Annotated in this window: 9 protein-coding genes; 4 read left to right on the forward strand and 5 right to left on the reverse strand. The window is 50.9% G+C overall.

What is annotated here, in order from left to right:
* Nucleotides 1-402: 402 nt before the first annotated feature.
* Nucleotides 403-1,302, reverse strand: a complete 900-nt coding sequence (locus tag A3193_RS02250) for a crotonase/enoyl-CoA hydratase family protein (RefSeq protein WP_069013933.1) — start codon at nucleotides 1,300-1,302, stop codon at nucleotides 403-405.
* A gap of 292 nt (nucleotides 1,303-1,594) precedes the next feature.
* Between A3193_RS02250 and A3193_RS02255 the strand changes: the two genes are divergently transcribed.
* From A3193_RS02255 to glgC, 4 genes are all read left to right on the forward strand, one after another.
* Nucleotides 1,595-4,147, forward strand: a complete 2,553-nt coding sequence (locus A3193_RS02255) for a hybrid sensor histidine kinase/response regulator (protein ID WP_069013934.1) — start codon at nucleotides 1,595-1,597, stop codon at nucleotides 4,145-4,147.
* Between the two features lie 108 nt (nucleotides 4,148-4,255).
* Nucleotides 4,256-5,842: a peptide chain release factor 3 gene (locus tag A3193_RS02260; protein ID WP_069004559.1), complete on the forward strand. Its 1,587-nt coding sequence runs from the start codon at nucleotides 4,256-4,258 to the stop codon at nucleotides 5,840-5,842.
* A 244-nt stretch (nucleotides 5,843-6,086) separates the two neighbouring features.
* Nucleotides 6,087-6,296 (forward strand): acetyltransferase, encoded by a 210-nt coding sequence (locus tag A3193_RS02265; RefSeq protein WP_069004560.1) that lies wholly within the window; start codon nucleotides 6,087-6,089, stop codon nucleotides 6,294-6,296.
* 449 nt (nucleotides 6,297-6,745) lie between these two features.
* A complete protein-coding gene (gene glgC / locus A3193_RS02270; RefSeq protein ID WP_268803038.1) occupies nucleotides 6,746-8,002 on the forward strand; it encodes a glucose-1-phosphate adenylyltransferase in 1,257 nt (418 codons plus the stop codon).
* 165 nt (nucleotides 8,003-8,167) lie between these two features.
* On the opposite strand, the gene A3193_RS02275 is transcribed toward glgC, so the two are convergent.
* The 4 genes from A3193_RS02275 to A3193_RS02290 all read right to left on the reverse strand — a co-directional run bounded on the left by A3193_RS02275 (nucleotide 8,168) and on the right by A3193_RS02290 (nucleotide 15,097).
* A complete protein-coding gene (locus A3193_RS02275) occupies nucleotides 8,168-9,154 on the reverse strand; it encodes an oxidoreductase (protein WP_069013935.1) in 987 nt (328 codons plus the stop codon).
* Nucleotides 9,155-9,160: 6 nt separating this feature from the next.
* On the reverse strand, nucleotides 9,161-10,684 hold the full coding sequence (locus A3193_RS02280) for a fumarate hydratase (RefSeq protein WP_069013936.1): 1,524 nt from the start codon (nucleotides 10,682-10,684) through the stop codon (nucleotides 9,161-9,163).
* A 352-nt stretch (nucleotides 10,685-11,036) separates the two neighbouring features.
* Nucleotides 11,037-12,239, reverse strand: coding sequence for a 2-oxoglutarate dehydrogenase complex dihydrolipoyllysine-residue succinyltransferase (odhB, locus tag A3193_RS02285; protein ID WP_069004564.1), 1,203 nt, complete (start codon nucleotides 12,237-12,239; stop codon nucleotides 11,037-11,039).
* Complete coding sequence (locus A3193_RS02290; RefSeq protein ID WP_069004565.1) at nucleotides 12,236-15,097, reverse strand: 2-oxoglutarate dehydrogenase E1 component; 2,862 nt, start codon at nucleotides 15,095-15,097, stop codon at nucleotides 12,236-12,238. Before A3193_RS02290 ends, odhB begins: the two co-directional genes overlap by 4 nt.
* Nucleotides 15,098-15,210: the final 113 nt, after the last annotated feature.

Genomic DNA, 15,210 nt, shown 5'->3' on the forward strand with positions numbered 1-15,210 from the left:
CTACTATTTGGAAATGGGTATGAAAACGGTTGAACAATTTCGATATTCAGTTTCAATTCAGGCGGTTTATTCCTTGAATAATGGTGAAACATGTCTATGTAACAAACGATGTTCAATTTATAGTTCACTGACATGAATATGCAATACTTTAGTTGATTACTCGGAAAAGCGTGGTGTTGAGATGGGTAAGCTGGATAAAGCAAAAAGAGGTGAGGGAAGTCAGGAGTGCTGCTGTTCAGGCTCTGAAAAAATGAGTGGCCGGTATTTTAAGTGAACAATGTTATATTTAATCCTTCAGTTGTTTTCGAAACGTGCTTTAACACGAATCGCAACAACTGACCGGGATCTAACCGTTACAAATCCTAATTGTGCAGATACCGGCGATTGCTGGGTTACCTGGGCTCAGGCAGACAGACTCTCTTTTACGGAGGGTTGTTGACTGGCCATCATCCTGGACTGAGCTCTGACCAGTCTCGACATGGCATTGATGTCCCGATTAGAGAGAGAGAAAGCAGAATCCACCCAGTGATCGGCAATATCGTTAAGCTCCTGCTTTTGCAGCGGCATGACCCGATTGCGCATATTCATAACGGCTTTGCGGGTGATATTCGATTTTTTGAGACGCCGAATGAACTGACGTAAGGCTTCATCAAGCCGATCCTTTTCTGCAATCATATCGACGATGCCCATCTCATAAAGCTGCTCTGCGGTATAGCCTTCCGCATTCACGATCATCTTTTCTACAGCTGCAGGAGCGATGCGGCGGGAGAGGAATGAATAGGCTCCCATACCGGGGAACATATTGAACACAACTTCCGGGAATTTAAACTCACTCCCTTCCACGGCAATGATGTAATCACTGGAGAGCGCTGCCTCGAAGCCGGCACCCAGTGCGGTGCCATTCACCAGAGAGATTGTGGTGATATCATTCATGCCCAAATTGTTGTAGTTACTGTAAAGTACATCGATACTCAGGCGGGCGTATTTCGACAAGGTCTCCCGGTCGTTGTTTTTGATGCAGTCAACAAAAAAAGCAAGATCACCACCCAGATTGAATACCTCGGCTACATCCGATGTAAAGATCAAGTAATCTACTGGCTGATGAGCGAGCTTATTCATACTGAATTGGTTGGTTAATCTTTTTTGAAAGGAGTCGATATCTCTAAGAAGTTGTTGAGAAAAACAAGGAATTTCGCCTGGATCCATAGCAAAAAATTGAGCCTTAATATCTTCCTGATAGTTGATGTTCAGCGTTTTATAGCCGTGTTCAATTATTTCGATTGTCTGAGTAGGTGCAAGCATGATGATAATCTCCTAACTTGTGAATCCACTGAAATAACTGCCATACTCTTGTGGGCAACTTACAATAACACAAGGATTTCACGACACTTAACTTTGTAAATAGTGATATTTGAATGTGATTCATCCCCGGTTGTTACTTAATCGTAAACCAGTGTGGGAGGTTATCAATGCGGGTGTTCAGATAATTTGACGTGCGTTAGCTTATGAGTGGATATTTTTAAAGGGACGATCAAGTAATGACTTCAGGAATTCTCATTCGTCAAGCAACCAAGTGGATTATGAGTATTAATATATGGCTGGCATAACAAGAAAGCAGGTATTTTCACTGCCTAAACCTGATTTCATCTGCAAAGGATTATCGGAGGAAGCGCTTCTTGAGTATGAGCAGGCGTTAATTCGAGTGCTCTTTACGTTCTGTGTGGTTGTCTACTTTCTGATCCACAAATTTATCTATGCTGAGCCTGGGTTGTTCAATACGGCTTTCTATCTGGCAGCCGTCTACCTGCTGTTCTCGATAGGTGTCGTATTCTCATTCATTTTCTATAAAGAAGAGTCGAAAATGAGAAAATCGATCACCATGCTGGGTGATCATGGTGCAACCTGTTTGGCCATGTACCGGGCTGGGGAGGCCGGCGCACCGTTATTCACTGTCATACTCTGGATAACCGTTGGCTATGGCGCCCGATACGGTATGAAGTATCTCTACCTGGGAATGCTTTTCTCTGTTTTGGGGCTGTTCATACTGATCAACATGAGTGATTTCTGGTTACAGCATCCCATTATTGGCTATGGGATGATTGTTACAAATATCATCATTTCAGGTTTCGTTTCCCGTCTGCTAATGCAGTTGTCGGATGCAAAGGCAAAAGCGGAACAGGCTGATGAGGCTAAGGGGCGCTTCCTTGCGAACATGAGTCATGAGATGAGGACCCCGCTGTCAGGTATCATCGGGATTTCCAATTTACTGCACAAAGAGAAACTCCCGAAAAGTGCCAGTGCGTCGGTCATGACGATCAATCAATCCGCGAATCACCTGTTACAGCTGATTGACGATATCCTCAATTTCTCCAGAATCGAGTCGGGCATACTTCATATAAATAAAGCGCCCTTTGATGTCTATGAAGCGATTCATACCGTCAGTGATACGTTAATGCCAGTGGCCAAGGACAAGGGGCTCGGTTTTCATGTGTTTATCTCAACCGACGTGCCTGTCAATCTGATTGGAGATGCAAACCGCCTGAAACAGATATTGATCAATCTCTGTGGCAATGCGATCAAGTTTACAAAGCATGGCTATGTCGAGATAAAAGTCAACGCGCTGTCCGTGGATCAAAAGGAAGCTATCCTGAGGTTTGAGATCATCGATACAGGTATCGGCATACCCAGTAAAGCATTGCCTTATGTGTTTGACCGTTTCAATCAGGTCGATGATTCCATCACCCGCCAGTATGGTGGCTCCGGTCTTGGTACGACGATTTCCAAAGAGCTGGTTGAGCTGATGAGTGGGCAGATTCATGTGCAAAGTGATTTTGGTAAAGGTAGCCGCTTCTATTTTGATATTCCACTGCCTGTCGTGGATACTCCGGTCAACCAGGAGTTCTCCGACATAAAATGTTTGATCTATACAGAAAACGAATCTCTGACAAAGCGGATCGAATATTTCACATCACGTTGGGGTATGAATGTATTGTCCACATCGGACTTGCACAACATCTGTCCACTGCTGGTTCAGAATGAGTGTGAGGGCAGTGGATTACCAATTCTTCTTGTGGATGGCTTGTCAGTCGAAGGTGAACTTGGGGATTTTCTGAAATATGTAAGGTTTGGCGTGTCGCAGGATGTGGATATCGTCCTGATCGATCTTCAAGAGCAAAGGTCAAACTATGAAGATGTGGTCACCTCGATCGTAACGGATCTCTCTACACCAAGGCAGCTCTTCAATGCGCTTCACGCAGTCAACAAAAAAGTTGAATTTCCGTCAGGCATCGTAAAGATAAGTGAAGCTAAAAAGGAGCACTTCAAAAAACTCAATGTGCTGATAGCCGAAGATTCCCGTGTCAACAGAATGATACTGGAGGAGATGCTGAAAGCTCATCACATGAGTGTGGTATCCGCTGAAGATGGGGATGAAGCACTCGATTTGTTCGAGCACCACGACTTTGATCTGGCAATCGTGGACATGCAGATGCCGAATGTCGGCGGGTTGGACGTGATCAGAGAATACAACGCGATTAACGGTTTATTCAATAAGATCCCCTTTATCGTGCTTACTGCCAACGTGACTACAAATGCCCGTAAAGAGTGTGAGCATGCCGGTGCAGCAGCGTATATGAAAAAGCCTGTTGATGAAGGTGAACTGCTGAAGGTCATTTACCAATATACCGGAGCGGAAGCCGACAAGTTTGCTGACAAGCTCTTTATCTCGACTGGCAGCAGTGAAAGTCGCCATATCGATGAAACTGACGACGATGTTTTGAATCGTCAGGTGCTTGATAAGTTAAAGCGCCTTGGGTCAAAAGAGGGTGTGTTTGAAGGATTCATCCACAGCTATCTAAGTGACCTTGATACTTCACTGAAACATATACAGCAAGCAATTGACGATAACGATTATAATCGTTATCACGATGAGTCTCATGCAATCAAGGGAGCTTCTGCAAACATCGGTGCGAATGAAGTCTTCACAATCGCCAAAAAAACAAATGACGATTCTAAAAAGGAGTTTGATCAATTCGGAAAAGAGCGCTATCAGGAACTGGTAAATGCCACATCGAGAGCGGAGAGGGGTCTCAGAGAAGTTCTGCTCAAACACAATTCCTCAGATGCCGAGAGCATTCTAAAGCAGTAATTTATCGCGCATCGATTATTCGGTAGAATGGACCGTTTTTCGCCCCTTCTTGTGGAGGGGATCTCCGATCGGCTAGAAAATTAGCTGCAAAGTTAGGAATTTACCGCTATGGCTGATAGCAATTTATCCAATGAAATCAACAAGAGACGTACGTTTGCTATCATTTCCCACCCGGATGCTGGTAAGACCACGCTAACTGAAAAACTGCTGCTTTTCGGTGGTGCCATTCAGATGGCCGGTACGGTAAAAGGTCGCAAGGCCGCCCGTCATGCCACCTCCGACTGGATGGAGATGGAGAAAGAGCGTGGAATCTCGGTCACCTCATCGGTGATGCAGTTTCCCTTCGGTGAGGAGATTGTCAATCTGCTCGATACCCCAGGCCATGAGGATTTCTCAGAGGACACCTATCGTACCCTGACTGCGGTGGATTCCGCTCTGATGGTGATCGACGTGGCGAAGGGCGTGGAAGCACGCACCATCAAATTGATGGAGGTCTGTCGACTGCGTGACACGCCGATTCTGACCTTTGTCAACAAACTTGACCGTGAAGGACGCGATCCTCTGGAGATTCTCGACGAGATCGAAGAGGTATTGAAGATCAAATGTGCCCCGGTCTCCTGGCCGATTGGGATGGGCAAGCGCCTGAAGGGAGTCTATGACCTGCGTACGGATACGACTCACCTGTTCAGTGCCACCCATGGGGGTAAGATTCAGGTTGGTGAGGTGATCCAGGGAATCGACAGCCCTAAGCTGGATGAACTGATCGGCAATCAGGCTGAAGAGCTGCGTGAAGAGATCGAACTGGTCCGTGGGGCAAGCCATGAGCTCGATCTGGAAGCCTATGCCAAAGGTGAGCTGACACCGGTGTTTTTCGGTTCGGCGATCAACAACTTCGGGGTCAGAGAGCTGCTTGAGGCCTTTGTCGAGTATGCGCCGGGTCCCTTGTCCCGCAATACCCAGCAGCGCCTGGTCGAACCGGCTGAGAAAAAATTCAGCGGTTTTGTATTTAAGATCCAGGCCAATATGGATCCTCAGCACCGTGACAGGGTCGCTTTTCTGCGGGTCTGTTCAGGCACTTACCGCAAAGGTATGAAGATGCGTCATGTGCGGCTCGGCAAGAGTGTGCAGATCAGCAATGCGATCACCTTCCAGGCCGATGAGCGACGCCATGTGGAGGAGGCCTGGCCGGGCGATATCATCGGCCTGCACAACCATGGGACCATCCAGATCGGCGATACCTTCACCGAAGGCGAAGAGCTGAAATACGAAGGTATTCCATACTTTGCACCTGAGCTCTTTCGCCGGGTGGTATTGAAGGATCCGCTCAAACAGAAGGCCCTGCTGAAAGGGGTATTGCAACTCTGCGAGGAGGGGGCGACCCAGGTTTTCCGTCCGTTGAAAAACAACGATCTGATCCTTGGTGCAGTAGGCGTACTGCAGTTCGATGTGGCGGTAGAGCGACTCAAGCATGAGTACAAGGTCGAAGCGATCGTCGAGCCGGTCAATGTGGCCACAACCCGATGGATCGAGTGTGACGATGAGAAGATGCTCGATCAGTTCAAGCAGAAGAACCACGACAACCTGGCGTTGGATGGGGATGAGCAACTGGTCTATCTGGCGCCCACCCGGGTCAATCTGGATCTGGCCACAGAGCGCTGGCCTGAGGTGAAATTCATGTCCACCCGGGAGCTTTGATTCCTGAGATTGAAAAGCCCGCAAATGAGTGCGAATAAACGCAAATAGGCGTATTGGTATTGCCCAGCCCTAATCGTGGTTTTCGAAACGGGTAGATTGAGCTGGTTTGTGGTGTTTGGAGCTCATTTATGGATGATAAATTCCAGGATCGAATCGTGGGTTAGATACATTGAAAATCGAATCGACTCCACCATAATTAAGGTAGAGGGCGCGTATTTCTCGTCCCTGAGAGAGGAGGTAGTCAATGTTTCTAATGCAGAAAAACAGTGAAAGATTGGTTGAAGTGCTTAGCCTGACTGACCTGTTCAATCCCAACCACAGTGAAATCGTCGGACGTTTTCATGCCGGTGAAGAGATGCAGGATGCAGAGAAGTTTATTAAAGCACAGATGCAGTTTCCATCCGGTGAGCCTCTGCCTCAGTGCTGGCTGGATTCGGGTTACCGTCATCATTAAAGGGAATGATCCGAAATTTCAGGCTGGCTGAGCATGCCGTCAACAGATAACTCTTGGGTTATCTGGAGGGGGGCTGTTTGCCCAAGCTGCTGTATCAAGCTCCGTTAGGTCTCGAAAGATGCTGCGCCATCCAGGTGCAGTATACTGATTGTATTGACTCATCTGATTCAAAATAGTGCGCACAACCAACCTATATCAGTCCGGTTGTGCACCAGCTTGCTGCTTTTGACTGCAGTGACCCATTCCGGTTATCTCTAACCATCTGATTTATAATTAACATTTTGTCTGCGCTCGGTTTATCCGATGTCGAAAACACTTGCTTTAGGATCGCGTCAGGGGGGTTCTGATCACTCATCCGGCAGAAAGCCATCACTTTGATTGTCCGGTCGACAAGGTCTTGGGAGCGGATTAGTGGTTTGTATTATAGAGTGGGACTGGTTTTTGCTTTAGTGTTAAACGATAGCGAAAAAACAACACGGAGCGATCTGATGCTTGATAAAACATTGACAGTCATTCTTGCGGGAGGCCATGGTTCCCGTCTGAAGCCACTGACCCTGGAGAGAACCAAACCGGCGGTCCCGTTCGGCGGTCAATATCGGATTATCGATTTCACCCTGGTGAACTGTCTCCATTCAGGCCTCAGGCAGGTACTTGTGTTGACCCAATACAAATCCCACTCACTGCAGAAACATCTCAGAGATGGGTGGTCGCTGTTCAATCCCGAGCTGGGTGAATACATCACAGCGGTTCCGCCGCAGATGAGAACCGGAGGCAGTTGGTATGACGGAACCGCGGATGCGGTCTATCAGAATCTCTATATGCTGAAGCGAAGTGGTGCTGAGCGGGTGCTGATCCTCTCCGGCGACCATATCTACCGCATGGACTACGCGCCGTTGTTGGCGTTTCATGAAGAGCACAGTTCCGGTGTGACCCTGGCGAGTATGGAAGTGCCCCTCAGTGAAGCGGGCCAGTTCGGTGTGATGGGTGTGGATCAGCAGGGTCGGGTAACCTCTTTTGAAGAGAAACCGAAAAACCCAGAACCCTGTCAGCCGGGAGGCGAGAATGCACTGGTCTCTATGGGCATCTATGTGTTCTCCCTGGATCGACTGATTTCGATCCTTGAGGAGGATCATCTGTTGTCGGATTCAGGGCACGATTTTGGCTTTGATATACTGCCGAAACTGTTCGCCGAGAATGAGGTATATGCCTATCGCTTCGGTGGCAAGGCGGGGCGTGTCAGTCGTGATCGCTATTGGCGCGATGTAGGTAATCTGGACAGTTACTATGAGGCGAATATGCAACTGCTCGATCCTCAGCCTGCGCTGGATCTCTATCAGCCTGAATGGCCGATTCGAACCCACCATTCTCAATACCCTCCAGCGCGTACAGTACCCGGAATATCCGGCAGTGAAGGGATTTTCATCAATTCAATCGTTGCCAACGGGGTATTGATTGTCGGTGGGAGTGTGCAGCACTCGATTCTGTTTCCCAATGTACGCATCGGAGACGAAGCGGTGATTCACAACTCGATCCTGTTTGAAGGGGTAGAGGTTGGTGATGGAGCGGAATTGGATAACTGCATTGTCGACAAGGGGGTTGTCATTCCACCGGGTGAGCGCATCGGCTTCGACAAGGCTCAGGATGCGGCGCGTTTTTCCATATCCGAGAAAGGTATTGTGGTGGTGCCTAAGGGGTATCAGTTTTAGATTTTAGTCCGTGAATGAACACGCCTTGGTTCAGTGCAATCGATCCGGACTATGCATTAAGACCTTGATCGACTCAATCATCGTCAGCCTGGTGGATGCGGGGTAAAAGCGCAATGAACAACAGATTACCCGCTTCTTGCATTCATTCACGGACAAAGAAAGCGCTTAAACCTCAACCAGTGTGCGCCCGAAAATTTCGCCGGAGAGCATTTGTTCGAAGGTATCGGGTAACTGCTCCAGGTTGATTTTCTGTTGCACGATATCATCCAGGTGTCTGGGTTTCAGGTCGGTCGCCAGGCGTTGCCATATCTCAGTGCGGAGCGGGTATGGACAGCCTGCGGAATCGATGCCCAGCAGACTCACACCCCTGAGGATGAAGGGCATCACCGTGGTATTCAGCTGATGGCCGCCGGCCAGGCCGATCGAGGCGATATTACCCCAGGGTTTGATCTTGCAGGCGATGCTGGAAAGCATAGCGCCACCCACATTGTCCACGGCGCCACCCCAGTGTGCCCGTTCGAGAGCATGGTGGGCGGGGGGGATCTTGTCACGACCCAGTACCTCCTGGGCACCCAGGTGCTCGAGATAACTCTGCTGCTCCTGCTTGCCGGTGACTGCGTGAACTTCAAAGCCCTCACCGTCAAAGATGTTAACCGCGATACAGCCAACCCCGCCGGTTGCGCCGGTCACCAGTATCGGCCCCATATCGGGTTGCTGGCCATTGATCTCCATGCGATGTAGCGCCAGTGCGGCGGTAAAACCTGCAGTACCTAGAGCCATCGATTGTTCCAGGGTGAGGCCTTCCGGTAGAGGGATCACCCAATCTGCCGGTACTCTGAGATACTCGGCATAACCACCATCTGCAGTGGCAGACATTTCGTAACCGGTGACGACAACCTGATCCCCCTCTTTGAATCGCCGGTCATTACTCTCTGCCACTTCACCGGCGGCATCGATTCCGCCGGTCAGCGGGAAGTGTCTGAGGATCTTGCCTTTGCCGGTGCCTGCCAGGGCATCCTTATAGTTGATGCTGGAGTAGCGTACTCTGATCAACACCTCGCCTTTTTCCGGCGAATCCAGTAATAGTTCTTCGATACCGGCAGAGTGCTCTGAGTTTCTAAAATTTATCCGGAACGCTCGATATGAGTTCATGATGGACTACTCCGTAACGACTGGTATTTTCCCGATCTTGCCCCGCCATTCGGCAGGACCTGTCTGGTGAACTGAGATCCCCTGGCTGTCGACCGCAACGGTTACCGGGAAATCCACCACTTCAAACTCCCGGATCGCCTCCATGCCCAGGTCCTCGAAGGCAAGCACTTTTGAACTGCGGATTGCTTTGGAGACCAAATAGGCGGCACCGCCGACTGCCATCAAATAGACCGCTTTATGTTTTTTGATCGCTTCCAATGCCGTGGGGCCACGCTCGGCTTTGCCGACCATGCCAAGCAGTCCCGCCTGGCCAAGCATGGTTTCACTGAATTTGTCCATGCGGGTTGCTGTGGTTGGACCTGCCGGTCCGACCACCTCATCGCGCACCGGATCAACCGGCCCTACGTAGTAGATAAAACGATTGGTGAAGTCCACATTGTTCGGCAGCGCCTCGCCCTTTTCAATCAAGTCGGCAATCCTTTTGTGGGCAGCATCCCGTCCGGTCAGCAGCTTGCCGTTCAACAGGATCAATTCCCCCGGCTTCCAACTGGCGATCTCCTCTCTGGTGACCTGATCCAGATTGACCCGTCGTGCTTCGGGTGAGGCCTCCCAGGTAACTGCCGGCCAGTCACTGGCCAGGGGTGGGGTGAGTTGGGCCGGACCGCTGCCGTCGAGGGTAAACTCCACATGCCGGGTTGCGGCGCAATTGGGAATCATCGCCACCGGCAGCGATGCGGCATGGGTTGGAAAATCACTGATCTTTACATCCAGAACGGTTGTCAGTCCGCCAAGTCCCTGAGCCCCGATACCCAGGGCGTTCACTTTCTCGAATAGCTCCAGGCGCAGTTCATCCTTACGGTTCTGTGGCCCTCGGGCAACCAGTTCATGAATATCGATGGGCTCCATCAAGGCCTCTTTAGCCAGCAGCATGGCCTTTTCGGCACTGCCACCGACGCCGATGCCGAGCATGCCTGGGGGGCACCATCCAGCACCCATTTTCGGCAGTTCCTCAATTACCCAGTCCACCAGGGAGCCGGAAGGGTTTAACACTTTAAAGCGGGATTTGTTTTCAGAACCACCCCCTTTGGCGGCGATCTTAATCTCCACTTTGTCGCCCCGCACCAATTCAGTGTGGACAATGGCAGGCGTGTTGTCACCGGTGTTCTTGCGTGCCCCGAGAGGATCGTTGACCATCGAGAATCTGAGTACATTGTCAGGGTGGGCATAGCCATGGCGTACCCCTTCGTTGACCATCTCATTAACACTCATGCTGCTGTCCCAGGTGACATCCATGCCGATTTTCAGAAACACCACCACCATACCGGTGTCCTGACAGACCGGACGACGGCCTTCGGCACACATCCGGGAGTTGACCAGTATCTGGGCCATGGCGTCTTTGGCCGCCGGGCTCTGCTCCTTTTCCCAGGCCTCACCCAGGGCCTTGAGAAAATCGACAGGGTGGTAGTAAGAGATGAACTGAATGGCGTCTGCAACGTTTTGGATGAAATCATCCTGGCGAATTTGTGTCATGGTCTATCCTGTCTTACCCGAATATCAGTAAGAAATATTGTAGTTTTGTTTCTAGGGCAGTGTTGGATGAAATCAGTGGATCAGGGGAAAATCATCAACACTGCGGTAATTCGTGTTAGGGATTCTGTGAGTATTTCATGAACCGGCTGTTGTTGTAAGGTGTGTCTGGAATAAATGATCTCTGATATTTGCTCATTTTATCAAACCGGCGAATGCCGGAATCAAGCAGCAGGATGCAAATGAATTGCTCGTTTGCTTCACCTTCGGGTCGATTGTAAATCAATGTACCGGGGCCTGATAACAGGCCCTGGTGTCGATTTGTATAACTGTTACGAAAGGGCTTGCTCTTGGTTCAAATCTCCAACAACAGGCGGCTCGGATCTTCAAGCAGTTGTTTTATGGTTACCAGAAACTGTACCGCGTCACGCCCATCAATGATTCGATGATCATAGGAGAGTGCCAGATACATCATTGGCCGGATGACAATCTCACCTTTCTCAACCATCGGTCTCTGCTGAATCGAATGCATGCCGAGTATGGCGCTCTGGGGCGGATTGAGAATCGGGGTCGAAAGCATCGATCCGAATACACCGCCATTGGTGATGGAGAAGGTCCCTCCGGTGAGGTCATCGTAGCTCAAGGTACCTTGCTTGGCTTTCTCGCCATACTCCCTGATGCGCTGTTCGATGGCGGCAAAGCTGAGTTGGTCTGCATCACGCAGGATCGGTACAACCAGCCCCCGCGGTGAGGAAACCGCAATGCCGATATCGAAATAGCCATGATAGAGAATGTCATCCCCATCCATGGTGGCATTGATGATGGGAAATTGCTTCAGGGCTTCAACCGCAGCCTTGACGAAAAATGACATGAAGCCGAGACGTACATCGTGCTTCTTCTCAAAACTCTCCCGATAGGTAACCCGCAGATTGGAGACCGCCTGCAGATTCACTTCGTTGAATGTGGTGAGTATGGCAGCCGTGTGCTGAGCTTCCACCAGGCGTTCAGCCACCCGCTTGCGCAAACGGGTCATCGGCACCCGCTCTTCGACGCGACCCTCAGGGATTGCCTGCGCGGTGGCAGCCGCAGCAGTGGCTGCAGGCTGGGCGGCGGTTTGTGTCGGTTGGGCAGCAATCGCTGCTTCCACATCGGCTTTTACGATTCGGCCGTTTTTACCACTGCCTTTGATGGTCGTGGGGTCGATGCCGCTCTCATTTACCAAACGCCTGACGGCGGGTGACAATACCGGCGCCTCATCAGCGGCGGCCGCTTCACTCTCCACGGGTGCGGATGAGGCCGCTGCGGTAGTGGCGGCGGCTTTGCCTGCTTCCATCAAAGCCAATACGTCCTCAGCCTGGACAGTCTCACCCACTTTGAATCGGATCTCTTTCAATACCCCGTCCTGAGGTGCCGGTACCTCGAGTACCACCTTGTCGGTTTCGAGGTCTACCAGTGTTTCATCCTGGGTAACCGATTCGCCAGGCTGTTTGTGCCAGCTCAATATGGTGGCGTCGGAGACAGACTCGGGAAGTTGTGGAACACGTAGTTCAATGCTCATTGTTGATATGCCTGATTCCTATAGTTCATTCTAGGGTTAATGCGTCCGGTGAGTGCCTCGTCGATCAAGGTCTCTTGCTGGGCAATGTGAACGGAGCGATAGCCGACTGCTGGTGCTGCAGCTGTGGAGCGCCCCACGTAGTGTAGTTGTCTATTCTTACTGGTTAACGGGTAGAAGCGGTGCTTGATCTGATCCCAGGCACCCTGATTTTGCGGCTCTTCCTGACACCAGATAATCATCTTGGAATTTTTATACTGTTTGATGACTTTGTCGAACTCCTTTTGAGGGAATGGATAGAGCTGTTCGATACGGATAATCGCAACGTCCTCCAAGCCTCTCGAACGCCGGGTCTCGAGCAGTTCGTAATAGACCTTGCCGGTGCAGAGGACAACCCGTTTCACTTTCTTCGGGTCGATCTCATCGATCTCGTCGATTACATTCTCGAACTTACCTTCGAGTAGTGACTGTTTGGATGAGGTCGCCAGACGATGGCGTAACAGACTCTTGGGTGTCAGTACCACCAGTGGGTGACGATACGGGCGAACAATCTGCCGGCGTAACAGATGAAAGATCTGCGAGGCATTGGTTGGGCAGCAGACCTGAATGTTATGGTTGGCGCAGAGTCGCAGAAAACGTTCCGGCCTGGCTGAGGAGTGTTCCGCGCCCTGGCCCTCAAAACCATGTGGCAGCAGCATCACCAGACCGCACAATAGTCCCCATTTTTCAGCGCCTGAAGTGATGAACTGATCGATCACCACCTGAGCTCCGTTGGCAAAGTCTCCGAACTGAGCTTCCCAGATGGTTAGAGAGTTGGGATCGGCGGTTGCGTAACCATACTCGTAGCCAAGTACCGCCTCTTCCGACAGCAGAGAATCGATGACCAGGAAATCCGCTTGATCCTGACTCAGATGCTGCAGTGGTATCAGCGCTTCACCATTGGTTTGGTTGTGCAATACTGCATGACGATGGAAAAAAGTGCCTCGACCTGAATCCTGACCGGACAGACGTATCGGTACACCTTTCGCCAGTAACGAAGCGTAGGCCATGTTCTCAGCGAAACCCCAATCGATCAGTTGGTCTCCACTGGCCATCCGGCGTCGCTCGGTCCAGATTTTCTCCACTCTGGGATGGAGTTCGAATCCGCCTGGAACATGCAGTAATGACTCAGCCAACTGGTTGAATTCATCGATGGAGATGGCCGTGTCGCAAGGGTGCTCCCACTCGATGCCACGAAAGCTGTTCCAGCGTACCGCGTAGGGGTGGCGCAATGCGCAGGTAACAGGACGGGCTTCAACGATACCGGCTTCAAGCGATTCACGGTAGTTGTCGACCAGATCACGGGCCTCCTGCGGGGTGATTGCCGACTCTTGCACAAGCTTGTCCGCATACAGGGTTCTGATGGTTGGATGGTTACGGATCTTGCTGTACATCTCAGGTTGGGTGACCGAGGGTTCATCCGCCTCATTGTGACCCAGCCGACGGTAGCAAATCATATCGATCACCACATCCTTTCGGAAGCGCATGCGAAAATCGAGTGCCAGCCGGGTGACGTAGATGACTGCCTCAGGATCATCCCCGTTGACATGGAAGATCGGCGCCTGGACCATTTTGGCTACATCTGTGCAGTAGAGGGTCGAACGTGTGTCGAGGGGGTTGCTGGTGGTGAAACCGATCTGGTTGTTGGTGATGATATGCACCGTGCCACCCGTTGAATAACCACGGGTCTGGGAGAGATTGAGTGTCTCCATCACCACCCCTTGACCGGCAAAGGCTGAGTCGCCGTGAATCAGAATCGGCAATACCCTTGATCCATCGTGATCACCCCGACGACGTTGTCGGGCACGCACCGACCCTTCGATAACAGGATTGATGATCTCCAGGTGGGATGGATTGAATCCCAGTACGGTATGCACAATGCCCCCGGGCGTATCGATGTCGGTGGAGAAGCCCATATGGTATTTCACATCGCCGGACAGACGTTGGGGATCCACACTGACCCTGCCTTCGAACTCATCAAAGATCTCTTGCGGTGGTTTGCCGAGAATGTTGGTCAGAACATTGATTCTTCCCCGGTGGGCCATACCGATGACTGCTTCATTGATGTCATTCTTGCCGGCATGTTGTATCAGATCGTCAAGCAGCGGTATCAGAGTTTCGCCACCTTCCAGTGAGAATCGCTTCTGACCGACATAGCGGGTGTGGAGGTACTTTTCGATGCCTTCCGCTGCTGTCAGCAGGGTCAGCAGCCAACGCTTCTCTTTGACACTGAACTGCTGAAACAGATGGCGCTGTTCGATGCGCTCCTGGATCCAGCGTTTCTGTTTGGTATCGGTGATATGGCCATACTCTGTGCCGATACTGCCGCAGTAGCTTTTCTTCACCAGCTCGATGATATCCTTCAGCGCCATACGTTCGGGAGCGAACAGAGAACCGGTATTGTAGATCGTGTTTTGATCGATGTTGTCCAGCTTGTGATAGGCCAGATCAAGATCGTCGACAGAAACCATATCCCGCAGTTTCAGAGGATCAAGATCTGCATTCTGGTGGCCACGCATACGATAGCCGTTGATGTAACGCAGTACTGAAGCCTGCTGTTCGGCAGCGGCCGGGGAGAGGTTCTCCTGTGGCGTAGCGGTGGCTGAACGTTTCTCTTTGACCAGATGGAGAAAGCGCTGTCTGATCGGTTCATGGGCGGTGTCGAGCTTCTCCTGTTGAGGTAACTCATCGAACTTATGCCGCCAGTCGGGCGGAATGCTCTCCGGGTCTTTCAGGTAGGATTCGTAGAGTTCTTCGACAAAAGAGGCATTGCCTCCGGAAAAGGCAGAGGTGGATCTAAGGACATCCAGAGTTTTGGTCATTGTGTGATTGAAACCGTTTGGTTGCGGATAACTTATTTTTGGGCAGCTATCAGTAAATGTTAGCACAGGCGGGGCGTGTTACCACCTGCCCAAACTGCTCTGAGATGGCTGGA

Source organism: Candidatus Thiodiazotropha endoloripes (assembly GCF_001708965.1).
GTDB lineage: Bacteria > Pseudomonadota > Gammaproteobacteria > Chromatiales > Chromatiaceae > Thiodiazotropha > Thiodiazotropha endoloripes.